Source organism: Stetteria hydrogenophila (assembly GCF_054657575.1).
Genome location: NZ_BAAHYL010000002.1, coordinates 602,730 through 628,518, shown reverse-complemented (window position 1 = coordinate 628,518; position 25,789 = coordinate 602,730). Strand labels below are relative to the sequence as shown.

Annotated in this window: 22 protein-coding genes; 12 read left to right on the top strand and 10 right to left on the bottom strand. The window is 66.6% G+C overall.

The genetic code is table 11. The annotated features are described in order from the left end of the window. Together ACYQ3J_RS06595 and ACYQ3J_RS06590 are read right to left on the bottom strand one after the other, a co-directional pair. Nucleotides 1-1,422, bottom strand: a complete 1,422-nt coding sequence (locus ACYQ3J_RS06595; RefSeq protein ID WP_460126286.1) for a B12-binding domain-containing radical SAM protein — start codon at nucleotides 1,420-1,422, stop codon at nucleotides 1-3. Between the two features lie 111 nt (nucleotides 1,423-1,533). Further along, nucleotides 1,534-2,214, bottom strand: coding sequence for a hypothetical protein (locus tag ACYQ3J_RS06590; protein ID WP_460126023.1), 681 nt, complete (start codon nucleotides 2,212-2,214; stop codon nucleotides 1,534-1,536). A gap of 180 nt (nucleotides 2,215-2,394) precedes the next feature. On the opposite strand from ACYQ3J_RS06590, the gene ACYQ3J_RS06585 reads away from it, so the two are divergent. After that, on the top strand, nucleotides 2,395-3,330 hold the full coding sequence (locus tag ACYQ3J_RS06585; protein WP_460126021.1) for a hypothetical protein: 936 nt from the start codon (nucleotides 2,395-2,397) through the stop codon (nucleotides 3,328-3,330). On the opposite strand, the gene carB is transcribed toward ACYQ3J_RS06585, so the two are convergent. The 4 genes from carB to ACYQ3J_RS06565 all read right to left on the bottom strand — a co-directional run bounded on the left by carB (nucleotide 3,327) and on the right by ACYQ3J_RS06565 (nucleotide 10,431). Beyond that, complete coding sequence (carB, locus tag ACYQ3J_RS06580) at nucleotides 3,327-6,548, bottom strand: carbamoyl-phosphate synthase (glutamine-hydrolyzing) large subunit (RefSeq protein WP_460126019.1); 3,222 nt, start codon at nucleotides 6,546-6,548, stop codon at nucleotides 3,327-3,329. The two genes, ACYQ3J_RS06585 and carB, sit on opposite strands and share 4 nt — an antisense overlap. A gap of 34 nt (nucleotides 6,549-6,582) precedes the next feature. Further along, nucleotides 6,583-7,770 carry a glutamine-hydrolyzing carbamoyl-phosphate synthase small subunit gene (gene carA, locus ACYQ3J_RS06575; RefSeq protein ID WP_460126017.1) on the bottom strand — a complete coding sequence of 396 codons (1,188 nt, stop codon included), beginning with the start codon at nucleotides 7,768-7,770 and terminating at the stop codon, nucleotides 6,583-6,585. Continuing rightward, complete coding sequence (locus tag ACYQ3J_RS06570) at nucleotides 7,755-9,155, bottom strand: lyase family protein (RefSeq protein WP_460126015.1); 1,401 nt, start codon at nucleotides 9,153-9,155, stop codon at nucleotides 7,755-7,757. The genes carA and ACYQ3J_RS06570 overlap by 16 nt, the downstream gene beginning before the upstream one ends. Nucleotides 9,156-9,234: 79 nt before the next feature. Further along, nucleotides 9,235-10,431, bottom strand: coding sequence for an argininosuccinate synthase (locus ACYQ3J_RS06565; protein WP_460126284.1), 1,197 nt, complete (start codon nucleotides 10,429-10,431; stop codon nucleotides 9,235-9,237). 60 nt (nucleotides 10,432-10,491) lie between these two features. Between ACYQ3J_RS06565 and ACYQ3J_RS06560 the strand changes: the two genes are divergently transcribed. Continuing rightward, the gene (locus ACYQ3J_RS06560) at nucleotides 10,492-11,232 is read left to right on the top strand and encodes an ACT domain-containing protein (protein ID WP_460126013.1); all 741 of its coding nucleotides are present in this window, start codon (nucleotides 10,492-10,494) and stop codon (nucleotides 11,230-11,232) included. Here ACYQ3J_RS06560 and thiC read toward each other — a convergent pair. After that, nucleotides 11,229-12,560, bottom strand: a complete 1,332-nt coding sequence (gene thiC, locus ACYQ3J_RS06555; RefSeq protein WP_460126282.1) for a phosphomethylpyrimidine synthase ThiC — start codon at nucleotides 12,558-12,560, stop codon at nucleotides 11,229-11,231. The two genes, ACYQ3J_RS06560 and thiC, sit on opposite strands and share 4 nt — an antisense overlap. A gap of 242 nt (nucleotides 12,561-12,802) precedes the next feature. Here thiC and ACYQ3J_RS06550 point away from each other — a divergent pair, with 242 nt between their 5' ends. Both ACYQ3J_RS06550 and ACYQ3J_RS06545 read left to right on the top strand, forming a co-directional pair. Next, entirely contained in the window at nucleotides 12,803-13,204 is a 402-nt protein-coding gene (locus ACYQ3J_RS06550; protein WP_460126011.1) for a 4Fe-4S dicluster domain-containing protein, read from the top strand. A 203-nt stretch (nucleotides 13,205-13,407) separates the two neighbouring features. After that, nucleotides 13,408-13,683, top strand: coding sequence for a DUF504 domain-containing protein (locus ACYQ3J_RS06545; RefSeq protein ID WP_460126009.1), 276 nt, complete (start codon nucleotides 13,408-13,410; stop codon nucleotides 13,681-13,683). A 3-nt stretch (nucleotides 13,684-13,686) separates the two neighbouring features. On the opposite strand, the gene ACYQ3J_RS06540 is transcribed toward ACYQ3J_RS06545, so the two are convergent. The 3 genes from ACYQ3J_RS06540 to bchH all read right to left on the bottom strand — a co-directional run bounded on the left by ACYQ3J_RS06540 (nucleotide 13,687) and on the right by bchH (nucleotide 20,092). Beyond that, a complete protein-coding gene (locus ACYQ3J_RS06540) occupies nucleotides 13,687-14,454 on the bottom strand; it encodes an MBL fold metallo-hydrolase (protein ID WP_460126280.1) in 768 nt (255 codons plus the stop codon). A gap of 89 nt (nucleotides 14,455-14,543) precedes the next feature. Further along, nucleotides 14,544-16,535, bottom strand: coding sequence for an ATP-binding protein (locus ACYQ3J_RS06535; RefSeq protein ID WP_460126007.1), 1,992 nt, complete (start codon nucleotides 16,533-16,535; stop codon nucleotides 14,544-14,546). Further along, on the bottom strand, nucleotides 16,532-20,092 hold the full coding sequence (gene bchH, locus ACYQ3J_RS06530; protein WP_460126005.1) for a magnesium chelatase subunit H: 3,561 nt from the start codon (nucleotides 20,090-20,092) through the stop codon (nucleotides 16,532-16,534). Before bchH ends, ACYQ3J_RS06535 begins: the two co-directional genes overlap by 4 nt. Nucleotides 20,093-20,271: 179 nt before the next feature. Between bchH and ACYQ3J_RS06525 the strand changes: the two genes are divergently transcribed. The 8 genes from ACYQ3J_RS06525 to ACYQ3J_RS06490 all read left to right on the top strand — a co-directional run bounded on the left by ACYQ3J_RS06525 (nucleotide 20,272) and on the right by ACYQ3J_RS06490 (nucleotide 25,766). After that, nucleotides 20,272-20,685: a CopG family ribbon-helix-helix protein gene (locus tag ACYQ3J_RS06525; RefSeq protein ID WP_460126003.1), complete on the top strand. Its 414-nt coding sequence runs from the start codon at nucleotides 20,272-20,274 to the stop codon at nucleotides 20,683-20,685. Between the two features lie 162 nt (nucleotides 20,686-20,847). Beyond that, nucleotides 20,848-21,108 (top strand): FeoA family protein, encoded by a 261-nt coding sequence (locus ACYQ3J_RS06520; RefSeq protein WP_460126001.1) that lies wholly within the window; start codon nucleotides 20,848-20,850, stop codon nucleotides 21,106-21,108. A 1-nt stretch (nucleotide 21,109) separates the two neighbouring features. Next, complete coding sequence (locus tag ACYQ3J_RS06515) at nucleotides 21,110-21,343, top strand: FeoA family protein (RefSeq protein ID WP_460125999.1); 234 nt, start codon at nucleotides 21,110-21,112, stop codon at nucleotides 21,341-21,343. Continuing rightward, nucleotides 21,343-23,355: a ferrous iron transport protein B gene (feoB, locus tag ACYQ3J_RS06510; protein ID WP_460125997.1), complete on the top strand. Its 2,013-nt coding sequence runs from the start codon at nucleotides 21,343-21,345 to the stop codon at nucleotides 23,353-23,355. The genes ACYQ3J_RS06515 and feoB overlap by 1 nt, the downstream gene beginning before the upstream one ends. Before the next feature lie 15 nt (nucleotides 23,356-23,370). Beyond that, nucleotides 23,371-23,832, top strand: a complete 462-nt coding sequence (locus ACYQ3J_RS06505) for a hypothetical protein (protein WP_460125995.1) — start codon at nucleotides 23,371-23,373, stop codon at nucleotides 23,830-23,832. A gap of 18 nt (nucleotides 23,833-23,850) precedes the next feature. Next, nucleotides 23,851-24,606, top strand: coding sequence for an ATPase domain-containing protein (locus tag ACYQ3J_RS06500; RefSeq protein WP_460125993.1), 756 nt, complete (start codon nucleotides 23,851-23,853; stop codon nucleotides 24,604-24,606). Nucleotides 24,607-24,765: 159 nt separating this feature from the next. Next, on the top strand, nucleotides 24,766-25,191 hold the full coding sequence (locus ACYQ3J_RS06495) for a hypothetical protein (protein WP_460125991.1): 426 nt from the start codon (nucleotides 24,766-24,768) through the stop codon (nucleotides 25,189-25,191). Nucleotides 25,192-25,259: 68 nt separating this feature from the next. Continuing rightward, a complete protein-coding gene (locus ACYQ3J_RS06490; RefSeq protein WP_460125989.1) occupies nucleotides 25,260-25,766 on the top strand; it encodes a metal-dependent transcriptional regulator in 507 nt (168 codons plus the stop codon). Nucleotides 25,767-25,789: the final 23 nt, after the last annotated feature.

The following is a 25,789-nucleotide window of genomic DNA, read 5'->3' as shown; positions in this document are numbered from 1 at the left end:
TCACCTCCCCCACCTAAGGTGCTGGACTACCACATCCTTGAACCAGGAGGCGAGCTCCCCCGCGAGGACCCCGGCCAGGTCCTTCAGCCTCCCCGACCTTAGCTCCCTGAGGATGAAGCCTGGCCTGAGGTAGAACTTCCTGTAGGCGTACTTGAGCACCCTCCCCAGCTGCTCCCTGGTGAAGTGGAAGCCCCTCATCACCGGGCGTATCGTGGTGTAGTGCTCCCAGTTCCAGTCCTCTATGAGGTTGTGCCTGGCCGCGTAGCTGAATAGGGGGGTGCCGGGGTATGGTGTTAGGACGGTGAACTGGGCGTAGGCCGGGTCCAGCTCTATGGCGAAGTCCACAGTCCTCTTCATGTCCTCAATCGTCTCCCAGGGGAAGCCTAGTATGAAGGATGCCGTGGCGAACCCCTTGAGCTCCTTGACCCACCTGAACACCCTTCTCGCCTGCTCGACCTTTATCTTCTTCCCTATCCTGTCCAGGGTCTCCTGGCTCGCCGACTCGACGCCGAAGTAGACGGCCACGCAGCCGTTGTCGTAGAGGAACTTTAGGACGTCCCTGTTCACGTGGTCAACCCTGGAGCCGCAGGCGAACTGTATGTCCAGCCCCCTCTCCTTCATCTCCTTGACGAAGCCGTAGATGAAGCGCCTGTTAACGGTGAGCTCGTCGTCCGAGAACACCACCTGCTTCACCTTGTACTTGTCGACCAGGAACTCGACCTCGGCCGCGACGTTCTCGGGGGAGCGAAACCTGATCCTGCGCCCCCAGAAGTAGCTGGTGATACAGTACATGCACCCGTAGGGGCAGCCCCTGCTCGCCATCACGTGCGCTATCCTGATAGGCTTCCCGAACAGCGTGTACTTGTCCATGGGGAGGAGGTGCCTGGCCGGCCAGGGGAGCTCGTCAAGGTTCTCGATGAACGGCCTGGGGGGCGTGACGACCACCCTGCCGTCCCTCCCCCGGAAGGCTATGCCCTTCACCCTCCTCAGCGCCTCCTCGTCGAGCCCGTGCTTCTCGAGGGTCTCGAGGAGCTCGAGGGTTGTGTACTCGCCCTCGCCCCTGACCACCACGTCTACCCCGTTCTTCAGAGCCTCCTCGTACATGCTCGTCGGGTGCGTTCCGCCGGCTACCACGATTAAGTCGTCGCCCAGCTCCTCCTTCAACAGCTTTGCGGCCTTGTACCCCCTCGGGGCTGTCGGGGTTTGCATCGAGATCCCGACGACGTCGGGGCTCCAGGACTTGACCTCCCTCAGCCACTCGTCGACGTCCATCTCCAGCGTCGGCGTGTCTATAATCTTAACCTTGTGCCCCTCCCCCTCGAGCACCGCGGCGATGCTTGCCAGGCCCAGGGGAGGGGCCTTCATGCCGGTCACGCGGTAGATCTCGAGCCTGTGAATCCCCGGGGGGAGCGTGAGCAGCACCCTCAAGATCGGGCACCACACCGCGCCTTAGCTGTACTACTAGATCGTTAACCGGGGCTAATACAGTGGACTGTAGATGCCCAACTACAAGGATCCCGGGCGTCCGGTAGATCAGCCGGTCCCCGGCGGCTCCGTGGTGGCCGCGAGCCTCCTAAGCGCGGGTGAGAAGAGGGCCAGCTCCTCCACAGTGCCGGGGAGCAGGGGGAGCACGTGGCGCAGCAGGCCCCTCCCCAGCCTTAGAGCCTCCAGGACGGCCTCGTAGAGGCTCGAGGCACCCGCCCGCCCCCACGCGGCGTCCACGACTGCATCTACGAGGCTCTCCACGGCCCGCCTGCTCCTGCGGGCGAGGCGGCTCAGGAGCCTAACAGCGTTGACTCTGAGCATTGCGTCGCCGGAGCCCTCCAGGGTGCCCTCGAGGTAGATGTACAGCGCGTGGGAGTGGGGGGCCTTGACGCACCTCGACCCCAGCACCCTGCAGTCCAGGCTGTCCAGGGGCAGGCAGCCCCCCCTCAAGTGCGCCACCGGGCCCTTCCTGTACCTCAGAACGAGGGTGAAGCTTACGGGGGCGTAGCGGTACACCTCAACCCCCAGCCCGCCCCCCGCCCTCCCCAGGAGGAGCCAGAACCTCCTGACCTGGTACTCGTTGTACCCCAGCCTCCTGAGGAGGTGGCTCGTAGCACTCGGGGGGTCCATGCACCTCAAGCCAAGCTCCGCGCACCGCAGGCTCACGTGGCCAGCGGACCTAGCAACCGCCTCAATGAAGAGGGGGGGGATCCCCTTCAACGCCTCCACTCAACTATACTATATTTACATTAGCGCCCCAGGCTATTACGCCTTACCCCGCCCCCAAGACTCCCGGGAGGGGCCAGCGCCACTGCATGGAGCCCTCGGGGGGCTGGCGGGGCCGTGGCGCGTGCGGTGTCCCCTGTTATACGGGCCCCCGGGCGGGCCTCAACCGTGTGGGTGGCGGGCGTGGCTGAGGGCTGGCGGCTCGTGATCCCGAGGCTCGTCTACCGAGTCGTCGAGCGGGCTGGGAGCGTGGAGGTGGGGGCGCCTCAGGCCCTCCTCGGGGGCGGCGGCTCGTGGAGGGTCGACGTGTACCGGGTCGCCTTCGGGGGGTTGATAGTCCAGGAGCCGTCTGGGCTGGAGGTCTCCCTCTACACGGGGCCCGTCTCCGCGGCGCCGGGGCCGTGGAGGGAGTACTGCAGGTGGCACAGCGGCCCCCTCGACGAGAGGGACAGGCCGTGGGAGAGGATCTACTGCAACGTCGAGGTGAGGGGTGGCCTCGGCTTCTGCAGGCAGCACAGGAGGAGCGAGAGGGCGCTCTACGAGGCCTGCACGAGCCTCCGCGGCGGGGAGGGCCTGGAGGCTTGCAAGCTGCTCGACAGGGCGGTGAGGGCGGAGTACGCGGTCTACATGCTCGACCACGGCGGGGCGAAGCCGAAGGTCGGGATGACGAGGGCGTGGAGGGTGGTCGACAGGGTGGCGGAGCAGCCCCACGTCGTCGCGACGGTGCTCGCCGTATACGACAGCGCCTACGAGGCGAGGAGGGCCGAGGTCACCGTGTCCAGGCTAGGCATAGCGGGGGAGCAGGGGCCCCGGGGGAGGAGGCGCTGGGGCCCCCCCGAGCCCGTGGCCCCCGCCGCGGCTCGCCTCGAGTCCTTCGCGGGCAGGGCGGCTAGGGCGCTGGGCGTGGAGTGGGAGGGGAGGCTCTTCAGGGTGGAGCCACCCTGGGGGAGGGGATCATGGCCGGTGCACGTTGCGCCCGAGAGGCTCTCAGGCGTCGAGGCGGCGCCTGAGGGCTTCTGGGGGGGCATGCTCGCCCTGAGGGCGGGCGGCAGGCTCGTGGGCGTCGACGAGAGGAGGCTCGTCCACCGCCTCTCGCTCCTCGCCAGGGAGGGGGGCTAGAAGGGCTGGACCCCCGGCCCCCAGTACTCCCTGAGCTCCCTCGCCTTCAGCCCCTCGACCCCCACGCGGGCGAGGGCCTCCGCCAGCATCGCGGCGAGCCTCGCGTCGAGCACCAGGGGCACCCCGAGGTCTGCGGCGAGCCTGCGCACCTCGTAGTCCCTCCCAGGAGCGTAGCCCGTCGTCGCCACGAGGCCCACCCTGCCTCCCCTCAGCATCGCCACCGCCTCGCCCACCGGCACCGCCTCGACGCCCGGGGCCTCCATGCCCTGGATGGTGTAGACTCTGTACCCGAGCCCCTCCAGGAGCCCAGCTGCCCTCGCCAGCTCCCGGGCCCCCCTCCCGGTGGGCGTGTAGGCGAGGACGGCCTCGCCGCGGCTGGGGATCCTGTTTCCCTGCACGCTAAGCCAGCTCTTCAGCAGCGCCTCCCAGAGGCCGTCCCCGAGCGCCGCCACCTCCCCGGTGCTCCTCATCTCCGGCCCTAGGCCCGGGTAAGCTCCGCGGAGCCTCTGCCAGCTGAACTGGGGGCTCTTCACCGCCCACCACCCCCCTGGCTTGAGGAGCCTGAAGCCCTCCTCGCCGCCGTCGAAGCCCGTGGTGATCCTCCCGTTGAGCGCCGCCTCCGCGGCGGCCCTCATGAGGTTGTAGCCCGTCGCCTTGCTCGTGAAGGGCATGGACCTGCTCGCCCTGAGGTTCAGCTCTATAACGTAGGGCTCCCCGTCCCTCACGAGGAACTGGATGTTGAAGGGGCCCCCGATGCTGAGGGCCTCGTTGAGTGCCTCCGCCACCCTAGCCATCCTGGAGACGGTGGAGTCGCTTAGCGTGAACCAGGGGATGACCATTGTGGAGTCGCCGCTGTGCACCCCCGCCGGCTCCACGTGCTCGATCACCGCCCCCACAGCCCTCTTCCCGTCGCCCACCGCGTCGACCTCGGCCTCCACCGCGTCCTCCATGAACTTGGAGACTACGACGGGGTACCTCGGCGACACCCTCGCGGCACGCTTGATGAACTCCACCAGCTCCCCCCTGCTCCAGGCTATCTTCATCGCCGACCCGCTCAGCACGTAGCTCGGCCTCACGAGGACCGGGTACCCGACGCGCTCCGCGAACTCCACCGCCTCCCGGAGGCTGGAGGCCTCCACCCACTCGGGCTGCTTGATCCCCAGCTCCTCGAGGAGCCTGGAGAACGAGGCCCTGTTCTCCGCCCTGTCAACGCTCCAGCCGGGGGTGCCGAGGAGCCTCACCCCCCTCTCCTCGAGGGGCTTGGCTAGGTTGTTCGCCACCTGCCCCCCGAGGAATGAGACGACGCCCACCGGCTTCTCGAGCCTGTAGATGTCTAGGACGCTCTCCAGGGTGAGCTCCTCGAAGTACAGCTTGTCGTTGACGTCCCAGTCCGTCGACACAGTCTCCGGGTTGTAGTTGACCACCACCGCCTCGTAGCCCATGCGCTGGGCCTCCTGGGCGAACGCCACGACTCCCCAGTCGAACTCGACCGAGACGCCTATCCTGAACGTCCCGGCGCCGAGGATGAGGATCCTCGGCCTCCCCGTGGTGGAGGGCTCGTCGTGGGTGTAGGCGTTGTAGGTTGTGTAGAGGTAGTTCGTCTCCGCAGGCCACTCGCCGGCGAGCGTGTCTATCCTCCTAACCCTCGGCTCCAGCCCCAGCCTCCTCCTGGCCTCCTCCACCTCCAGGCTGCCCGCGCCGGCGAGCCTGGCCACCTGCTCGTCGCTGAAGCCGAGGCGCTTCGCCTCCCCCAGGATCCCTGGGTCCTGGAGGGCCCTGCGGCCGAGCCTCCTGATCTCCTCCGCAAGCTCCACCACGTCCCTGACCTGGCGGAGGAAGAAGGGGTCCACCCCCGTGGCCTCGTGGACCTCCTCGACGCTAGCCCCGAGCTTGAACGCCTTCGCGGCCCACAGGGGCCAGTATGGCTCCCTGGAGCGGAGCCTCTCCATCACGGACTCGAGGGGCTCGGGCTCCTCGTACCTCGGCCCCCCGGCGAGGCCGGGCTCGCCTATGTCGAGCATCCTAACCGCCTTCTGGAGGGCCTCGGCGAAGTTCCTGCCTATCGCCATGACCTCTCCTATGCTCTTCATCTCGCTCCCAATGCTCCTCTCCGCTCCGTCGAACTTGTCGAGGTCCCACCTGGGCACCTTCACCACGATGTAGTCGAGGGAGGGCTCGAAGCAGGAGCAGGTCCTCCCCGTGACCCTGTTGAGGATCTCGTCCAGCCTGTAGCCGAGGGCGAGCTTCGCGGCGATGTAGGCCAGGGGGTACCCGGTCGCCTTGCTGGCGAGGGCGCTGCTCCTGCTCATCCTGGGGTTGGTCTCGATCACGTAGTACTCCCAGCTGTCCCTCGGGTTGAGGGCGAGCTGCACGTTCCCCTCGCCTACGAGGCCTATCGCCTCGGCCACCCTGATGCTCGCCAGCCTGAGGAGCTGGTACTCCTGGTCCGTCAGAGTCTGGCAGGGGGCGACCACCACGGATTCCCCCGTGTGGACCCCCATGGGGTCCGCGTTCTCGAGGCACGCCACCGCCGCCGTGTTTCCGTACTGGTCCCTCACCACCTCGAACTCTATCTCCTTCCAGTGGTGGAGGTACCTCTCGACCAGCACCTCCCCCGAGCCCGAGGCGGCGAACGCCCTGGCGAGCCTCTCCTCCAGCTCCCCCCGGCTCCAGGCTATGAAGCTCCCACCGCCGCCGAGGTTGAAGGCCACCCTCACGATGACGGGGTACCCGATCTCCTCCGCGGCCTTCAGGGCCTCCTCCACGCTCGTCGCCGGCTCGCTCGGCGGCACGGGGAGCCCTGCCCTGGCCATGGTGTCGCGGAACAGGCCCCTGGAGAGCGCCCTCTCGATCCCCTCGATGGGGGTCCCCAGCACCTTGACGCCGTACCTCTCCAGCACCCCCCTCCTGTGGAGCTCGACGCCCAGGCTGAGCGCGGTCTGCCCGCCGAAGCCGAGGAGTATGGCGTCGGGCCTCTCCCTCTCGATCACCCTCTCCACGAACCAGGGCTGGATGGGGCCGAGGTACACGTGGTCCGCGAGCCTGTAGCTCGTCTGGATCGTCGCCACGTTAGGGTTGACTAGGATAGTCTCGATCCCGTCCTCCTTCAGGGCCTTCAGCGCCTGGCTCCCGCTATAGTCGAACTCGGCGGCCTCCGCCACCTTGATCGCGCCGCTCCCGACCACCAGCACCTTCCCCACGTCAACCCTCCTTGGCAAAGGCCCGCACACCCCGCCGCGCCGGCCCCCGAGCCTACGCTCTCCCTCCCCTGGACTCCACCAGCCCGGCGAACCTGTCGAAGACCCACTTCGCGTCCCAGGGTCCCGGGCCCGCCTCGGGGTGGAACTGGGTCGCGAGCACGAGGCCGTCCCTCGTCTTCACCCCCTCCAGCGTGCCGTCGTCGGGCTGCTTGAACCAGGGCTTTAGCCCCGTGCCCTCGAGGCCGTCCCAGTCCACCGCGTAGCCGTGGTTGTGAGTGGTGATCATGCACCTCCCCGTCTCCAGGTCGACGACTGGCTTGTTGACGCTCCTGTGCCCGTAGGGGAGCTTGTAGATCTCGGCGCCGAGGCCGAGGGCGAGGAGCTGCATGCCGAGGCACACGGCGAGCACGGGCTTCCCCGAGGAGGCCACCTCGGCTGCGGTCCTCGCCTGGTCCCTGAGGAGCGCGGGGTTCCCCGGGCCGCTGCTGAGCACCACGCCGTCGTAGCCGTCGAGGAGCTGGGAGGGCTCCGCGGTGCAGGGGTACCTCGTGACCTCCAGCCCCCTCTCGAGGAGCGACCTCAGGATCCCGTACTTCACGCCGCAGTCCAGCATCGAGACCCTCCCCCTCACCCTCCCCTCGGGGGTGTGGGTCACCGGCTCCCTGGGGCCCGCGCTGGGGGCGAGGAGGAGGTCGTCGTACCTCGGCGACGACTTGAGGATCCCCTCCAGCTCCCCCCAGCCCGGGAGGTCCCCGTCCTCCGGGTACACCGAGACAACGCCCATGAGGACTCCGTGCTCCCTGATGTGCTCCACGAGGAACCTCGTGTCGACCCTGTACACCCCGGGGACCCCCTCCCTCTCGAGCCACTCGTGCAGGCTCTCCTCGGAGGCGTGGTGGCTCGGCTCCGTGGCCTCCGCGACTATGAAGGCCTCGACCTGCACCCTGTCCGACTCGTAGTCGAGGGGGATCCCGTGGACCCTCCGCCGCCTGCTCGGCACCCCGTAGTTCCCGATGAGCGGGTGGGTCGCAACGAGTATCTGGCCCCTGTAGCTGGGGTCGGTGAGGCTCTCCGGGTACCCCGTCATCGCGGTGGTGAACACCACCTCGCCCACCCTCGTGCCGGCCGCGCCGAAGCCGCAGCCCTCGAGGGCGACGCCGTCCTCTAGGAGCACCCTCGCCCTGAGGCCGTGCCTGCACCTCAGCCCGGGGAGCGTGTAGACCCTCAGCCCTCCATGCATGGCCCCGCAGCACCCCTAGCGGCCTCGAGGAGCCTCCGCTCAGCCTCCCTGAGCCTGGCCCTTAGAGTCTCCGCCGCCGCCCTGTCCGCCTCCAGCCTCCCGCGCGCCCCGTTATAGTCCAGGCCCGGGGTGCACCCGGTGGCCCTGCGGGAGACTAGGTCGAGGGGGCTCGAGGCTCCCAGCTTCTCCAGGAGGCCCTCGAGCCTGCCGGCCCTGACCTCGGCTGCGACCCTCTTGTAGGCCTCCCTCAGCGGGATCCCCTCCCTGAGGGCTAGCAGCTCCGCGGCCTCAGCGCTCCACGCGGGGTACTCGAGGGCGAGGCGCTCCAGCCTCCCCCTGTCGAACTCGAGCTCGGAGAGGAGGTCGGCTAGGATCCTCGCCGACTCCGCGGCGTCGCGGAGGAGCGTGTAGAGCAGCGGGTTGGCCTCCTGGAGGTCTAGGTTGTACCCGTAGGGGAGGCCCTTCTGCACCGCGAGTACCCCGGCTGCTAGCCCGGCGGCCCTCGCCGCCCTCGCCCTGAGCACCTCCAGCGTCGCCGGGTTCCTCTTGTGTGGCATTATGCTGCTCGTAGCCACGTGGGAGTCCGGGATCCTGGCCGCTGCGACGTAGGGGCTTGAGAGGAGCATCAAGTCCCCCGCGATCCTAGACGCCTCCACGAGCACCGCGGCGGCCGCGAGCGCCGCGGCGGTCAAGTCGAGCCTGCTGCCCGCGGCGTAGACGCTGCTCCCTAGCACCGCGGAGAACCCGGCGAGGCCCGCCAGCTCCCCCGGGTCGAGGGGGGCGACGGTGCCCGCGCCTGCCCCCGCGCCGAGGGGGCTCCTGTCGAGGAGGGTGAGCGTGGAGTGGAGGAGCCTCCAGGCGGAGGCGAGCGCCTCCTCCCAGGCGAGGAGGAGGCAGTCGAGCGTCGCCAGCTGGCTAGGCTGGGCGTGGGTGTGGAGGAGCACCGGCACCCCCCGGTAGCGGCCCGCGAGCCTCAGGACCGCCCCGCGGGCCTCGGCGAGCCAGTGGAGGGCCTCGGCAACCCTGTCCATCGCGTAGAGGCGGAGCGCCGCGGAGACGTGGTCGTTCCTGCTCCTCCCCAGCCAGATGTACGCCGAGGCGCCCCGGGTCCTCTCCTCGAGCCAGTCCTCCAGAGCCTCGAAGGCGTCCTCGTACCCCTCCCCGAGCACGGCCCCCGCGCCGGCGTCGAGGGCCTCGAGGAGCGCTGCGAGGGCCTTGCAGGCGGCGCCCCCGGGGATGAGGCCCCGCCTATGGAGGTGGAGTGTGTGGGCCACGAGCACCCTCACGATGTACGGGAATATCTCAGGGTCGTGGCTCAGGCTCGAGGTGTACTCGTAGACCGCCCCGGAGCCGCCTATACCCACGGCCTCCCTGTACCTGGCCACAAGCCAACCCCCAAGCGTGGCTACCCAAATCTACGAGGCTAAACCGGGGGCTGGGAGGCCCGCCGGGCCGTTGCTGGGGCTAGCCCGTGCCGGGGAGCCCCCTCGCCCTGGCGGCTGCGATGCTGTGGAGGCTCCATATTTTAATGAAGCCCCTGGCCTCCTCGTCGCTCGGGTACCAGCCGTTGTCGTAGTCGATGGCCTGCCTGCTGTAGCTCGTGTAGGGGCTCCACCTCCCCACGACCCTCAGGCTGCCCTTGTACACCTTCACCCTCACCACGCCTGTGACCCACTTGTTCAGCTCGTCCACCGCCCTCTCCAGGGTGAGCCTGAGGGGCTCGACCCAGAGGCCCTGGTATGCGAGGTCGCTCCACTCCCAGTCTAGGACCTGCTTGAACCTGAACTCTCTCGGGGTGTAGACCGCCTTCTCCAGGTCCCTGTGGGCCTCGATGAGCGTGAGAGCGGCTGGGGCCTCGTAGACCTCCCTGCTCTTCAGGCCCACCACCCTGTTCTCGACGTGGTCTATCCTCCCGTACCCGTGGGAGCCGACGAGCTTGTTCAGGAGCCTCACCACGCCCGCGAGGCTCATCCTCTCCCCGTTCACCTCGACCGGGATCCCCCGCTCGAACTTCAGCTCGAGGTAGAGGGGCTCGTCGGGCGCCTTCTCCGGCGGCACCGTCCAGGCGAAGGCGTCCTCAGGCGGCTCCGCGGCTGGGTCGTCGAGGATCCCGCCCTCCACGCTCCTGCTCCACAGGTTCTCGTCCACGCTGTACTTCTTGTGGGTCTCCGGCACCTTGAAGCCCTCGCTCCTCAGCAGCTCCAGCGCCTTCGCCCTCGTGAGCCTCATCTCCCTGACTGGAGCGATTATCTTGACGTCGTCGCCCAGGTAGTACTTGAGGGTGGAGTCGAACCTGACCTGGTCGTTGCCCTTCGCGGTGCAGCCGTGGGCGACCGCCTCCGCCCCCTCCCTCCTGGCGACCTCCGCTACCTTCTCCGCTATCAGGGGCCTCGCGAGGGCGGTGCCGAGCGGGTACCTGCCCTCGTAGAGGGCGTTAGCCTTCACCGCCATCGAGATGAACCTGTCGGCGAACTCGCCCACGGCGTCTATCGTGTAGTGCTTGGAGGCGCCGAGCTGGTACGCCCTCTCCTCCACCCCCTCCAGCTCCTCCTCCTGGCCCACGTCCACGGTGACCGTTACGACCTCGTACCCCCTCCTCTTGAGGAGGAGGAGTATCGCCGACGTGTCCAGGCCCCCGGAGTAGGCGAGCACCACCCTCAAGCAAGCCACCCTCCAAGCGTTGCCCCTTGGAGCCAGGTGTTAAACCAGACGCCACAAATAGTGCAGCCGGGGCCCCGGAACCCTTGGAGGTGGTTCACCCTGAACCAGTCCGGGGGCGGGGGCCTCTCCAGCCTTGTCCGCAGGCTGGTCGACGCGGACCCCTGCGTGAGGGAGTGCCTGGCGAGGAGGCTGGTGAACTACTCCGAGCTAGCCAGGAGGCTGAAGCCGCTCGTGGAGAGGAGCCTGGGGAGGCCGGTGAGCGTGGAGGCGGTGAAGACGGCGCTTGTGAGGTACGCCTCCCGCCTGGAGGCTGGCGGCGAGAGGAGGCCGGGGAGGAGGCTCCTCAGGGTGCTCGCGGAGAGCTCGCTCGAGCTGAGGACGGGGGTGACTGTGGCGACGGTGGGCCTCCACGCTTTCCCCAGGCTCTCTAGTGTCGCGGCGGAGCTGGCGGGGAGGGCGAGGATACTCTTCCTCCTCCAGGGGGTGACGAGCGTCACGCTCGTGGTGGACAATGAGAGCTTCGACGCCATCAAGGGGAGGGTGGGGGCGGAGTCCTTCCTCCAGGTCCAGCCCGACCAGGCGGTGCTCGCGGTTGTGAGCCCCCCGGAGGTCGCCTCGACCCCCGGCTTCGTCGCCTACGTGACGGGCATCCTGGCGGAGAACGGGGTCAACATCAGCCAGATAGAGTCGGTCCACACGGACACGGTGCTAGTCCTCAGCCTGGACGACGCGCTGAAGGCGTTCCACCTGCTCAGGGAGGCTATCGAGTACGCTAGGGAGGCGCTGAGGGGGCAGGGCTAGCAGCGGCGGTGGCCGTCCCCGAGCCTGTCGAGGGCCTCGTCGACGCTCGGCCAGCTCCTCCCCTTCAGCCACTTGCCCAGGATCAGGAAGGCGCAGTACTGCCCGCACATGTCGCAAGCCTTGGTGGGGGAGCCGAACTGGCTGTGGATCCTCCTAGCCCTCTCGGGGTCGAGGGTTAGCTTGAACATGCCCGGCCAGTCGAGCCTCGCCCTCCTGATGCTCATCTCGGCGTCCCACCTGGCCGCCCTCGGGCCGAGCTTGACTATGTCGCCGGCGTGCGCCGCTATCCTCGCGGCGATGAGGCCCTCCTTCACCTGCTCGGGGGTGGGGAGGCTGAGGTGCTCGGCGGGGGTGATGTAGCATATCATGTCCGCCCCCTTCGCCGCGGCGATCGCCGCGCCTATAGCCGAGGCTATGTGGTCGTAGCCGGCCGCGACGTCCGTCACTAGGGGGCCGAGAACGTAGTAGGGGGCGCCCCGCGTGATGGCCTTCATCATCCTCACGTCGAGGGCGACCCTGTTGAGGGGCACGTGCCCCGGCCCCTCAACCATCACCTGGACCCCCCTCTCCCTCGCCCGCTCGAGGAGCCTGGCGTTCACGTAGAGCTCCCCGAGCTGGAGGTCGTCGTGGGCGTCCGCGATCGCCCCGGGGCGGAGGGCGTCGCCCAGGCTTATCACCGCGTCGTACTCGGCGAACAGGTCGAGGACGTAGTCCCAGTTGGCGTAGTACGGGTTCTCCTCCCCCGTCTCCAGCATCCACGCTGCCAGCATGGCGCCGCCCCGGCTCACGATTGGCTCCACCCTCCGGCTCCTCACCGCCTTCTCGGCGAGCTCGCGGGTGATGCCCGCGTGTATCGTGGCGAAGTCGACCCCGTCGCGCAGGTGCCACTCCAGCACCTTGAGGAACCAGTCCGCGGGCGGCATGGCCTTGTACCTCTTCACCCCCTCAATCCAAGCCTGGTACGTGGGCACCGTGCCCACGGGGAGGGGCTCGGCCTCCCTCAGGATGAGCCTCCTGACCCCTGTGATGTCCCCGCCGATGCTCAGGTCCATCACGGCGTCGGCGCCGTACCTTACCGCTATCCTCGCCTTCTCAGCCTCCATCCCGACGTCGACCACGGTTCCGCTCGTGCCGAGGTTCACGTTGACCTTCGTCCGGAGCCCCTCGCCGACCCCTGTGGGCCTAACCCTCCCCGAGCGGCGGGCGTTCCTGAGGATCACCACCCTGCCCTCGGCGAGCCTCCTCGCGAGCTTGGAGGGGTCGACGCCCTCCAGCCTCGCTACCTCCTCAACCTCCCCGGGTACCGAGCCGCCCCTCGCCTCGAGCATAATCGTGCCGGGCAACCAGGGGTACACCGGGCGACAGGTTAAGCTGGCCCCCTATAAGCCTTAATTAATACCATGACGGCAACCGCCTAGAAAAATACTGGAAAACGGAGAGGGGATCCCTTGCTGTTACGAATTCAGGCATTTGATTAAACCCTGTGAAGGGGGAGAGACCATGGTTCTCCGAAGGCGAACGTTGATTACGGCGGGGTTAACTATAGCTATGTTAGGTGAAGAATGGGCTCATGGCGGGCGAGCTAAGGGTTATAGGCAGGGATGTCCTTGGAAGGGTTATCCGCGACTACTCCGAGACTTCATGGTGGGGGATACCCCGCAGGGATATAGAGTGGTACCCCAGGATAGACTATGAGAGGTGCATAGGGTGCGGGCTGTGCTTCCTAACCTGCAGCGGCCGCGTCGTCTACGACTGGGACTTCGACAAGATGAGGCCCGTAGTTGCTAGGCCCTACAACTGCATGGTAGGATGCGACACCTGCGCCAAGGTCTGCCCAAGGGACGCGATAAGCTTCCCACCCATAGGGTACCTGAGGAAGCTTCGCGACAAGGCGAAAGCCATATGCAAGGCTAGGAGGAAGCTGGAAGAGCTGAAGAAGCGCTTGAAAAGCGGCCAGGCCGGCAGCCAGTAAACCAGCCTACCCCCGCCCTACCCTCCAGGCCACTGACCCACGGGCGCCCGGCGACCCGTCCAACGGTGGCAGTCAAGGCGCCAGTATCTCTTCCCGCGGCTCGGCGCCCACGCCTGGGCGGCCGCCCGGGGCATTTATGGACCCGGCCGCCACTCAGGATCCCTTGGGGGCCCGGGGGGCCCCTGGCTCTGGGGCTTGGAGGGTTGGCTAGGAGGAGGAGTAGGATCAGGCAGGAGGTTAACAGGGTCCTCTACAGCGGGGATCCCTCCAGGTATGTCATAGTGTATATTGACAGGGACCCCGAGACTGGGAGGCAGTCGCTCAGGGAGCTGCCCGCCGCGAGGGTTGTGAGGGCGAGCGAGTGGGCGCTCCTCCTCGACGATGGCGACACGGTGATCCCGCTCCACAGGGTGGTGGAGGTCAGGGAGAGGGGTGGGAGGGTCGTGTGGAGGAGGTGGAGCCGGGAGGGGGAGGGCTAAGGGCTAGAACTCCACCCTGCCCCCGGCCTTGACGTCTAGGTAGTGCTCGGGGTGCTTCCCCGCGAGGAGCCTCCTTATCCCGTCGCCGCTGCAGTGTATCGGCGCGATCCTCTCCACGCCTAGGCTGAGTAGGTCCTCCACCACCGACTCTAGCTCCCGCGGAGTCGACCAGGCGGTGTGGAAGCCGCCTATGACCGCGTAGGGCCTCACCCCGAGGTCCATGGAGGCCTTGTGGACCAGCCTCGCTACCCCGGGGTGGCTGCAGCCAACGAGGACTACGAGCCCCCTCCCCTCGACGTTGACCGCGAGCGCCTGCTCCCAGGGAGGCCCGTGGAGCTGGCCCACCACCGCGACCCCAGGAGCGATGGGCGTGGTGTCCTCGACGCGCTCCACCCGGAAGCCCAGCCTCTCGAGCCAGTGGATGGCGTCGAGTGACATCCGGCTGGGGGCGTAGACCCTGAGCCCCGGCCTCGCCCTCGCCACGGCGGGGAAGCCGCCTATGTGGTCGAGGTGCTCGTGGGACACCACAGCGTAGTCCACCGTGGAGAGGTTGACGCCGAGCCTCCCCGCGTTCTCCGCGAGAACCCCGGGATCCGGGCCCGCGTCGAAGAGTATCCTAGCCCCGGGCGTCGACGCCAGGATGCTCAGCCCCCACGCGCCCCTCAGCCCAGGCCCGGGCCTGTTATCCACGAGCACAGTGACCTCGAGCCTCCCCGCCACACCCAGCCCCAAGGGGCCCGGAGCGCCCTCCACGCCGGCCACAGCCAGCACACCCGCCAAGGGTTGGGGGCTGGCACGTTAAACCCCCTTACGCGCAGCCCCGCGAGCCGGAGGGACCCCCGAGTGGTTCCACGGCCGCGCTACGCCTTGAACACCCTGGCGTTGGCTGCCTCGCTTAGGAGGTCGATGTAGGAGAGGCCCGGGTCTATGCTCCCGATCCTAGTGTCGTAGATGTTTAGCTCCACCCCGCTCCTCCTCAGCTCCTCCCCGATCCAGGCCAGCTCGTCCCTCACACGCCCCCCGAAGAGGGGGACGTTCGCCTTCCCGTCGGTCACCAGGAACGCCCTGACCTTCAGGGACTTCTCCTTCAACCTCTCCCTCCTCGCGAGGAGTAGGAGCTTGTAGAGCGCCGAGGCGAGGGGGGTCCTCCCGCCCGTCGGCGCCTTCTCTATCGCCTCGAGCACCCTCCAGTAGTTCCTGGTGGGTGGGACCGCCAGCTCCGCCTCCCTCCCCCTGGCGATTATGAGGGCGATCCTGGACCTCTTGACGTAGCCCTCCTCGATGAGCTTGACTGTCACGCCCTTCGCGACCTCGATCCTCCTCTGGGCCACCATGCTCCCGCTCGAGTCCAGGATCACCACCCAGAGGGTGGGGGCCTTGGCCCTCCTGACCCTGACCCTCAAGTCCCCCGGCTGCAGCCTCACCGGGGGCCTCCTCCCGTTCAGGATCCCCCAGACTATCGAGTTGTAGAGGTCGATATCCCCAACGTCGCCGCGAGGGGGCGGAACGTAGGAGACCGGGACCCCCCGGGGGAGGCCGATCAGTGTGATGCTCGCATCCCTCGAGGAGCGGTACGCCCTGAAGCCACTGTCCAGCCCGAGCCTCCTAGCCTCAACCCCGCCGATGTCGGCCTCGCCGGGCTGGAAGGTCCTCTCGAGCCCCCCGCTCCCGCGGGTGCCCTCCTTGCTCCCGCCCCCTCCGCCCCCAGCGCCCCCCTGCTCGCCCTGCCCGCCCGCCCCGCCGCCGCTCCTGGGATCCCTAAAATTTCCGGGGTTGTTCCCGGGATCCCCCTCGCCCTGGCCTCCCCCGCTCCCGCCAGCCGCCTGGAGTGGGGGGATCCTGGGCTCGTTGGGCTTCTGGAAGGGCTTCTCCCTCAGCCGGTGGGGCAGCGCCAGCTCCATGGCCTTCTCGAGGTCCTGCAGCGTCACCTTGAGCCTCCCGTCGAGCGCCGCTATAGCCTTCGCCGTCTTCACAGTCACAATCTCCGCCCTGAGGGTCTTGACCCCCAGCCTGACGACGGTCTCGGCCAGGAGCTTTAGGAGGTCGTCGCTCACCTGCACTTTGGGCAGTATCCTCCTCGCCCTCTCTATCCTCTCGGCGAGCTCCCTCTCCCTGCTCTCGTACTTCCTGTAGAAGCCTAGGGGGTCGCTGTGGAACTCCTCGACCCTCCTCGCTATCTCCGCCCTCTCCTCTGGGTCCATGGGGGCCTGCACGTCGACCACGAGGCCGAACCTGTCGAGGAGCTGGGGCCTTAGCTCCCCCTCCTCCGGGTTCATGGAGCCCACGAGTATGAAGCGGGCGGGGTGCCTGAAGGACACGCCCTCCCTCTCGATTATGTTCCACCCCATGGCCGCCGCGTCGAGGATGGCGTCTACTATGTAGTCGTCTAGGAGGTTGACCTCGTCTATGTAGAGGATGTTCCTGTTCGCCTCAGCCAGGATCCCGGGCTGAAGCGCCTTCCTTCCCTCCCTGAGGAACCTCTCTACGTCCACCGTCCCGACGAGCCTGTCGATCGTGACGCTCAGGGGTAGATCCACGACCCTCATCTTCCTCCTGGCCACGGGGAGCTCCTCGCCCCTCATGTACCTCCTGTAGCAGTTGTCGCACATCTCCAGGGGGTTTCTCGGGTTGCAGTTGAAGGGGCAGTCGGCGACCACCTCTATCTCCGGCAGGACGTTCGCGAAGGCTCTGACCATCGTCGACTTCCCGGTGCCCTTGTCGCCCCTGAGGAGGACCCCGCCTATCGATGGGTCCACGGCGTTGACTATCAGCGCCAGCTTGGCCTTTTCCTGGCCCACTATCGCGGTGAAGGGGTAGACGAGCCTCCTCCCCTCCCCGGCCTCCGCGCTCAATTCTGGGACACCTCCTCCTCAAGCATCCCCTCGAGGTCCAGGTACCTCTCCTCCACCCTGGCCAGGACCTCCTCGTCCGCGTGCCAGTACCCCCTCCTGTGGGCTTCGAGGAGCCTCTCGAGGATCTTCTTCGCAGCGTAGGGGTTGCTCTCCCTGAGCCTCTGGAAGATCTCGTCGTCCAGCACGAACCTCTCGGCGACCCTGTCCCAGATCCAGTTCTCCACCGCGCCCGTCGTGGCGGCGAGGCCTAGGAGGTACTCCACCCTATCAGAGATCTTCTGGGCGCCGTGGAAGCCGTGCTTGAGCATCGCCTCTATCCACTTCGGGTTCAGGGTCCTAGTCACTGTCCCCCTCTCGATCGCCTCCTTCACGCTCTCCACCTTGACGACCTCCCTCGTCGAGTCCGCTATCAGCATCTCCGGCTTCTCCCCCCTCAGGGTCTCCACGGCCTTCGATAGGCCGCCGAAGAACTCGTAGTAGTGGTCCAGGTCGGTGATCTCGTAGTCGTGGGAGTCCCTCACCTGGGTGACCATCTCGACCCTCCTCAGGAGGCTCTCGAAGACCTCCCTCGCCTCCCTGGAGTAGGCGCTCCCGCCGTAGGCGTAGCTCATCGAGGCCAGGTAGGCCTCCGCCAGGTCGCCCTCGTCCCTCCAGGCGCTGTCCTCCACGAGCTGCAGCATCCTGGTGCTGTACTCGGTTGCCCTGGGCCCGAAGATCCTCACGCTGGCGAGCTCCCCGAACCCCGCGAGCTCCCTCACGTGCTTCTTCACGTAGTTCACCTCCTCCGGCTCGTCGAGCTGGGAGACCATCTTGACGGCCTGGTCTATGAGCCTCATCACGTTCGGGAACATCTCCCTGAAGAAGCCGCATATGGTTACGACGACGTCTATCCTGGGGTGGCCGAGCTTCTCGATGGGTATGACCCTCAGCTCCTTCTCCCAGGGCGTCTTGTGGACAACCTCGACCCCGAGGTACTCGAGTATCTGTGCCACCGTCTCCCCCTGGGTCTTCGTCGTCTCGAAGCCCCAGAGCACGACGGCGACGCTCTCGGGGTACCTGCCGTGCTTCTCGAGGTACCTCCTCAGCGTCTCCCTGGCTATGTGCCTCCCCCTCTCCACCGCCGCCTCGGTGGGCACCTTCATGGGGTCGAACTGGTGGATGTTCCTGCCCGTCGGGAGGGCGTCGGGGTTCCTGATGACGTCGCCGCCCGTGGATGGCTCTATGTAGCGGGCGTTCAGGCCCTCGATGACGCTCCTTATCTCGAGGGAGTTGTCGGCGTACCTCCTCGCAACCTCTAGGAGGTAGTTGAGCGTCTCCTCGTACTGGGGGAACCTCTCCCCCCTGAGGAACCTCCTGACCACCTCCCGGGCCTCCCTGTCGACCTCCCTGAGCCTCCTCGGGTCCTTGAGTACCTCCTCGTACCTCCACCCCTTCGCCTCGCTTATCAGCCTGTTCAGAGACTTCACCCTCCCCCTGTCGTACCTCCCGAGGAGAACCATGAAGTCCTCCAGGTCCTCCAGGCTGTACTTCTCGCCGAGGACGTGGAGCCCTTTCGGGATTATCGAGCGCTTGTACTCGTACAGCTTGGCCTCGACCTCCTCGAGGTCCTCCCCTAGGTGGAGCTTCCTGGCGAGCTCCAGGGCCTTCCTCCTCGCCACCTCCGCCCTCGCCGGGTCCTTGTCGAGGGCCTCCCTGTACTCGTCGAGGTACTCCTCGAGCCTGGCGTAGTCCTCGTAGAGGTCCGCGGTCGTGTAGGGCGGCGAGTTGTAGCTTATGAGCGTCGCGTAGAGCCTCCTCCTGGCTATCGTGGACTCCGAGGTGTTGACCACGTGGTATATGTAGAGGTGGGGCAGGTCGCCTATCAGGATGTCGGGGAAGCACTTGGAGGAGAGGCCTATCTCCTTCCCCTTCATGAACTCGGCGGTCCCGTGGGTCCCCACGTGAATGACGCAGTCGGCCTTGAACACCCTCTGGATCCAGAAGTAGAAGGCTAGGTACTGGTGGTGCGGGGGCTTCGTCTTGTCGTGGATCGCCGAGTACACGTCCTCCTCCGTCCTCAGGACCGGCCTCCTCGAGGGCTGGACTCCTATGAACACGTTCCCGAGCACCACGCCGGGTATGACTATCCCCCTCCCGTCCACCATGATGTCCCCGGGCGGCTCCCCCCAGGCCTCGATGACCTCCCTCCTCGCCTCCTCGGGGAGCTCGTTGAAGTACTTCAGGTACTCCTCCACGCTCATCCTCGGGCCGCCGACCGCCTCGGGCGGGTGGAGCTCGGGGTTGAAGAGCCTCCTCTCGAGGAAGAGCCTCCTCAGGTCCGCCCTCTCGACCCTGTAGCCCTCCCTCTCCAGGGCCTCCAGGATCCTCTCGACGCTCTTGAACGTGTCCAGGTAGGCGGCGCTACCCAGGTTCTCCTCGCCGGGCGGGTAGTTGTAGATGACTATCGCCACCCTCTTCTCCGAGTTCGGCTTCCTCCTGAGCTCGAGCCACCTCGCCACCCTCCTGGCGAGCTTGTCCACCCTATCCTCTATGGGGACCACTTCATCGCCCCTCACGCCGCAGATGGGGATGGGCTCGACGCCGCCGTCCATCTCCGGGAGGACCACGGTGGTTATCGTTTGAAGCACGTCGAGGCCCCTCTCGCTCCTCTCCCAGTCCTCGATCCTCTGCGTGAACATGAGCGCCGGGGTGAAGAGCTTGGCGCCCCTCGCCTTGAGGAGCTCTATCGTGGGCCTGGGGTCGCCCCCGAGGGGGCCCCCGTTGAGCCTGAACCAGAGGAGGCTTATTATGGCGTCGACGTTGATGAAGTACTCCTCCACCGCCTTCAGGTTGAGTATGCCCTCCGAGTAGACCGGCACCACGTTAGCCACGGGCTCGAGCCTCTCGAGGAGTCTCTTGAGGGTCTCCACCTCCTGCTCGAAGTGCATGCCGCCGTAGAAGAGCACGCCCACCGTAGGCTTCCCCGGGTCGATGGCTGGCTTGTAGTCGAAGCCGTGGACGGGGTGGTAGAGCCCGTACTCCCGGAACTCGACGGGCCTCCCCACCTCGACCCTGGCCCCGGCCCTCCTGGCTAGGAGTAGGAGCATGTTCCTGTAGTTCTCGTAGCCCCCGTTCGCCCAGTACTTCATGAGCTGCACGTAGTCCCTCGCATCCCTGAGGGCCCCGAGCGGGATGAGCCTCCCGAGCCCCTCGATCACCCTCTGGATCCGCTCTATCCTCCTCTTCACGCTCTCCGGGCTCTCCGCCACGCCCGCGGCCCTCGCCGGCATCCTGAACCTCCCGAGCTTGGCCCTGGCCATCAGGGTGGAGCCGCCCACGAGGACGACGACGTCCTTCTCCCCGTAGTCCACCTCGCCCAGGACGCCGGGGTCGCCCCTCACATCAACCAGGATGACGTCGGCCCAGTCGACGAGCCTCTGAACCTCCTCCCTGCCATACCTCCGCAGGTCGTGCGAGTACACAAGCCTAACGTCCACGTAGCCGCTGACGTCCTCGATGGCCCTCCTCAAGGACCCGCTGACCACGGTGGAGACTAGTAGAACCTTGACCCTAGCCAAGGCGCCCCCTCTCCCCGCCGGCAATCCCGGGGGCGGCCATCCCCGGGGCGGCCTGGGTGCACCGTTATGTATATGCTGGTGCAGGCATAAATGTATTCACCTCCACGTCCCCCGTCAAGCGTTATCCTGCAAGGCTTAGGGGCCCGGCCCTCGCCCGGGCTTCTCGGGGGTGCACGGGTTTGAGCGAGGGGGAGGCTTCGGGCGTGAGGTTCGGCGTCTACATCCCCCCGGATCTCGCCAGGGAGCTGGAGGAGTTCATGTCCAAGGCGAGGGTGACGAGCAAGTCCCACATAGTCCAGGAGGCCCTCCGCCTATTCCTGGCCGAGAACAGGTGGAGGCTCTCCGGCGAGCTCGTCGGGGCCATAGGCTTGATTTACAACCACGAGGTTGGGAACGCCGACGCGGAATTGACTGATATACAGCACCACTACCTCGACGTAATCCTGGGGTCGTTCCACGTCCACCTCGACGAGGAGAACTGCCTCCTATTCATAATAGTCAAGGGGAGCAGTGAGAGGATTAGAAGGCTCCTCGACGAGGTTAGGGCCGTGAAGGCTGTGAAGTCGGCGAGGACGCTCCTGCTGGCGTACTAGCCGGCGGGGGCTGGGCGTGTTTTCCAGGAGCCCCTGTTACCTAGAATCGGCTTCAGCCCAGTAGTGGTTTTCGGTTAGTTGAATTTGTTTCTACTCGTAGAATAAAGTTTAGTCCACCGAAACCTTTTTATGACGTAAACGGTATACGAGGCGGGTGGCGGGATGAGCCCCGTGACGGCGCGTGTCGACGGCAAGGTAATGCCACTCGCCTACCTGGCGCCCGGCGAGAAGGGGGAGATAGTTGGGATCCACGGGGGTAAGGGGCTCGCCAGGCGGCTCTACGAGCTGGGCCTCACGCCGGGGAGGGTGGTTGAGGTCCTATCCAGCGGCCCGGGCCCCACCCTGGTCCGGGTGAACGGGGCGACCGTGCTCGCGATCGGGCGGGGCGTCGCGGCTAGGGTGATTGTTAGGAGGGTGGAGTGACTTGCAGGCCCGCCTCTCCGACCTGAAGCCCGGCTCGAGGGCCAGGGTGGTCCGCGTGGCCCTGAAGGGCCCCGCGGGCAGGAGGTACAGGGAGATGGGCCTCATCCCGGGGGAGGTAGTCAAGGTGGTCAGGGTCGCCCCCCTCGGGGATCCCGTTGAGATCGAGGTGAAGGGCTACAGGCTCTCCATGAGGAAGGATGAGGCCAGCCAGGTCATCGTCGAGGTGCTGGAGTGATGGAGAGGGCCGTGTTGAAGAGGATCAGGGTGGCCCTCATCGGGAACCCCAACGTCGGGAAGACGGTGATATTCAACACGCTCACCGGGTCCAGGCAGCACGTGGGCAACTGGCCGGGCGTCACGGTGGAGAGGAAGGAGGGCAGGTTCACCTACCGCGACGCACTCGTGGAGGTCGTGGACCTCCCGGGGACGTACAGCCTGACCCCTTACTCTCTGGAGGAGAAGATAGCAAGGGACTACATCGTGGAGGAGAAGCCGGACGTAGTCGTGGACATCGTGGACGCCTCCAACCTTGAGAGGAACCTCTACCTCACAGTGGACCTCCTCGAGGCCGGGGCGAACGTGGTGATAGCCCTGAACATGATGGACGAGGCGGAGGCGAGGGGGATAGAGATCGACGTGGAGAGGCTCTCCAAGCTCCTCGGCGTCCCCGTGGTCCCAATGGTCGCCATCAGGGGCGTAGGCTTCGAGGAGCTGAAGAGGGCGGTGTACGAGGCCGCCTCTAGGGGGAGGGAGGGCCCCGCTAAGCTCGTCGACTACGGCCGCGCGGAGAGGCTCATCGCAGCCCTAGAGGAGGAGATCGCCAGGTGCCCGCAGCTAGCGAGGTACCCCAGGAGGTGGCTCGCCGTAAAGCTCCTCGAGGGAGACGAGGACGTGGAGGAGAAGGTGAGGAAGGCCGGCTGCGAGGGCGTCGCTAGGAGGGCGGAGGAGCTGCGCGGGGAGCTCGAGGACCCGGAGACCTACTTCGCAGACAAGCGGTACGAGTTCGTGAGGTCCATAGTCGAGGCCGTGGTAACCGTCAGGGGGAGGCCCCTGACCTACACCGAGATGCTCGACAAGGTGGTCACACACAGGGTCTTCGGGATACCGATATTCATAACCATCATGTGGGCGGTGTTCGAGTTCGCCTTCAGGGTCTCAGCGCCGTTCTCCGACCTCATCCAGGCCTTCTTCGACTGGCTCGGGGGCGTTGTTGCCGGTAGCGTGTCGAACCCGTACCTCGCCTCCTTCCTGGCGGACGGCGTCATAGCGGGCCTCGGCTCCGTCCTGGCCTTCGTGCCGCCGATATTCTTCCTCTTCCTCGCCCTCTCGCTGCTGGAGGACTCGGGGTACCTGACCAGGGCGGCGTTCGTCATGGACAAGATCATGTACAAGGCCGGCTTGAGCGGGCACTCCGTGATCCCCCTGCTCATCGGCTTCGGCTGCAACGTCCCCGCGGTGATGGCCACGAGGACTATTAGGGACTGGAGGGACAGGCTGATAACGATCCTCGTCAACCCGCTCATGTCGTGCTCCGCCCGCTTCACGGTCTACGCCCTCTTCGCGGGGGCGTTCTTCCCGGGGATGGAGGGCGTGGTCATCCTCTCAATGTACCTGCTGGGCATAGCCCTCGCCGCCCTGGTGGCGTTCCTGCTGAGGAGGCTGCTCTTCGGCGGGGAGCCCTCGCCGCTCATACTCGAGATGCCGCCGTACAGGATGCCCACGCTTAGGATAGCGGCGATGCACATGTGGGAGAGGGGTGAGAAGTTCCTCAGGAAGGCGGGGACCATAATACTCCTAGTCGTCGTGCTCGTCTGGCTCCTCTCCACGCTCCCGGGCGGCCCCGGCGCGCCCCTCGAGGAGACTTACGTAGCCAGGCTCGGCCACGCGCTGGAGCCTCTGTTCAAGCCGATGGGATGGAACTGGAAGGCCGCCGTCGCACTGTTCTTCGGATTCCTCGCCAAGGAGGCCGTCGTGGGGACGCTCGGGGAGCTCTACGGCATTGAGGGTGCGACCGAGGAGAGCCCCAGCCTCCAGGCGGCCCTCCACGCCGACTTCACGCCGCTAACCGCCTACGCCTACATGGCGTTCGTGCTCATCTACGTGCCGTGCGTGGCCACCCTGGCCGCCATCAAGCAGGAGACCGGCTCGTGGAAGTGGCCGCTCTTCACCCTAGCGTACCTCATCACGCTCGCCTACATCGTGGCCCTGGCGATAGTGTCCCTGGGCCACCTGCTAGGCTACGCTTGAGCGGGGGTGGGGGGAGTGGCGGGCGAGCGGCTGCTGAGGGCGGTCGCGGCGTACTCCGCAGCCGTGGGGGTCCTGTACGTGGCCTACGGGCTGGCCGAGATAGCCGCGTGGGTCTTTGGGGGGCTGGGGTTCCCGCCGTACGCGAGCCCCAGCCTGATGGGCGGCTTCGTGCTGCTAGTCATAGGCTCGGTGCTCCTCTACCGCGCCGGCGCGCTGGTGAGGCTGGAGCAGGAGGGGCTGGCGTTCCTCTTCACCGGCCTCCTCCTCTCGGCGATGGTGGGGGTGATGTACCTGCTCATAATCGGGGCCGACGCCCTGGACGCGGCGATAGTGGGCGAGGAGTGGGAGTTCGACGCCGCAGCCTACAACCTGCCCGCGATCATGCTCTTCATCCTCCTCCTGCCCGGCTGGATAGTCATACGGGAAAAGGGCCCCAAGCGGGCCCAGCAGGGATCCCGGCCCGCGCCCCGCGGCTAGACCGGGGGGTGAAGCGTGGTGGGCGAGGTTAGGGTGCTCAGGCTGGAGTGCGAGTGGCTCGCGAGGCTGCTGCCGGATGGCTTCCCCTACCCGACCTCCACCCTGATAAGCGGCCCCGGGGGGTCCGGGAAGCCCCTCGTGGGCCTGGCCTTCGTCTCCCAGTGGGTCAAGAGCGGCGGCTCCGCGGTGTTCGCGCTGCTCCAGTACGAGCCGGACTACATCAGGAGCGTCATGCGCAGGGTGTACGGCGTGAACCTCGACGACTACAGGGGGAGGAGCGCCTTCATAGCGTTCGACGCCGGCATAGACGGGTACAGGGTGGAGGGCGGTGTCGTGAGGGCGAACCTGCTCAAGCCCGCGGCGTGGGATGCCGCCATCGCCGAGGCGGAGTCGATGCTAGAGGACCGCGGCATCGGCGTCATGGTCTTCAGCTCCTCCCTCAACCTCCTACTCTTCTCCCCATCCTACAGGGACGCGGTGCTCAGCTACATCGAGGACGTGCTAGCAAGCGACAAGAGCAGGAGCTACCTCTTCACCGTGAACACCAACGCCTTCAAGGAGGACATCAAGAGGTGGGAGGACGCAGCGGACAACCTCATGTACAGCCGCATGGAGAAGCCCGCAAGGCTCCTCCTCAGGATAGAGAGGATGAAGGGCGTCAGGTTCTCCCGCGAGGAAGTCGAGGTCCCACTCACCAAGGAGGCCATCGAGGAGATCAAGAAGCTAGCCGACGAGTCGCGGAAGAGAATAATCCAGCAAATCATGAAAATCTAGCACCCCAACCCACGCGCCCCCGGGATCCCCTCAAACCCTCCCCCCACGGACCCGGCCCCTCGCTGGGCAGGGCCTCTTCTAGGGATCCCCCTGCGGGGGAAAGAGTGATAGGTTAACACCGCCACACTTAACCTACACGGGAGGGGGTGCCCATGCGTCTTGGCCAGCCTGTCGGCTGAGGACATCGTGAAGCTGTTCGAGGAGGATGAGAGGGCGCGTAAGCGGCTGGCGGAGCTCCTGGTAGCGGAGCCCGACGTGAGGCTCGCCGTGATAAACGCGGTGCTGAGGGACGTCGCCACTAAGAGCGACATAGAGAGGCTCAGGGACGAGCTGCGGGAGGAGTTTAGGAGGGAGCTCGACTCCAAGCTGGAGGGGCTCAGGAAAGAGTTCAACGCTAGGATCGAGGGGCTCCAGAAGGAGTTCAACGCCAGGCTTGGGGGTGTCGAGGCGAGGCTCGGGGAGTTGGACAAGAGGATTGACGAGATGGGGAGGAGGCTCGACTTCATAGCCAAGCTGACGCTCGCCCTCACCGGCTCGGTCCTCGCAGCCCTGATAGTGGCGATAGCAGAGCTGGCCCTCGCCTAGCCCCGCCGACGCCCCAAGCCAGCGGGGCTGGCCTAGGGGTTAAAGCCTCGCAGCGGCGCCGAACAGTGTTGGGTGGCTCGAACGAGATGCGGTCGGGTAGGGTGACTAGGAGGGCTGAGGACTACGTTGAGGCTGTGTACGAGATTGTCAAGAGGAAGGGGTACGCTAGGGTGAAGGACGTCTCCCGCCTCCTCGGCGTGGGGCCCTCGACGGTGTCGGAGATGTTCAAGAAGCTGAGCATGGAGGGCTACCTGAACTACGAGAAGTACGGCGGGGTGACGCTGACGGAGAAGGGTGAGAGGCTGGCGGTGGAGCTGCGGAGGAAGAGGGAGGCCCTCCGCGACCTCCTAGTCATACTCGGGGTTGACAGGGAGACGGCGGAGAGGGAGGCCCACGCGATCGAGCACGTGGTCAGCCGTGAGACCATGGATAGGATAGCGAAGTTCGTGGAGTACGTGAAGACCCGCGAGGACCCGAAGTGGCTGAGGAGGTTCAGGGAGTACTACGAGACCGGCGTGCTGCCGGAGTGCCCGAAGCGGCTGGAGAGGGGGGAGGAGTTAAAGTCGAGCCCCTAGCCCTCCCCGGGGGCGTCCCCAGC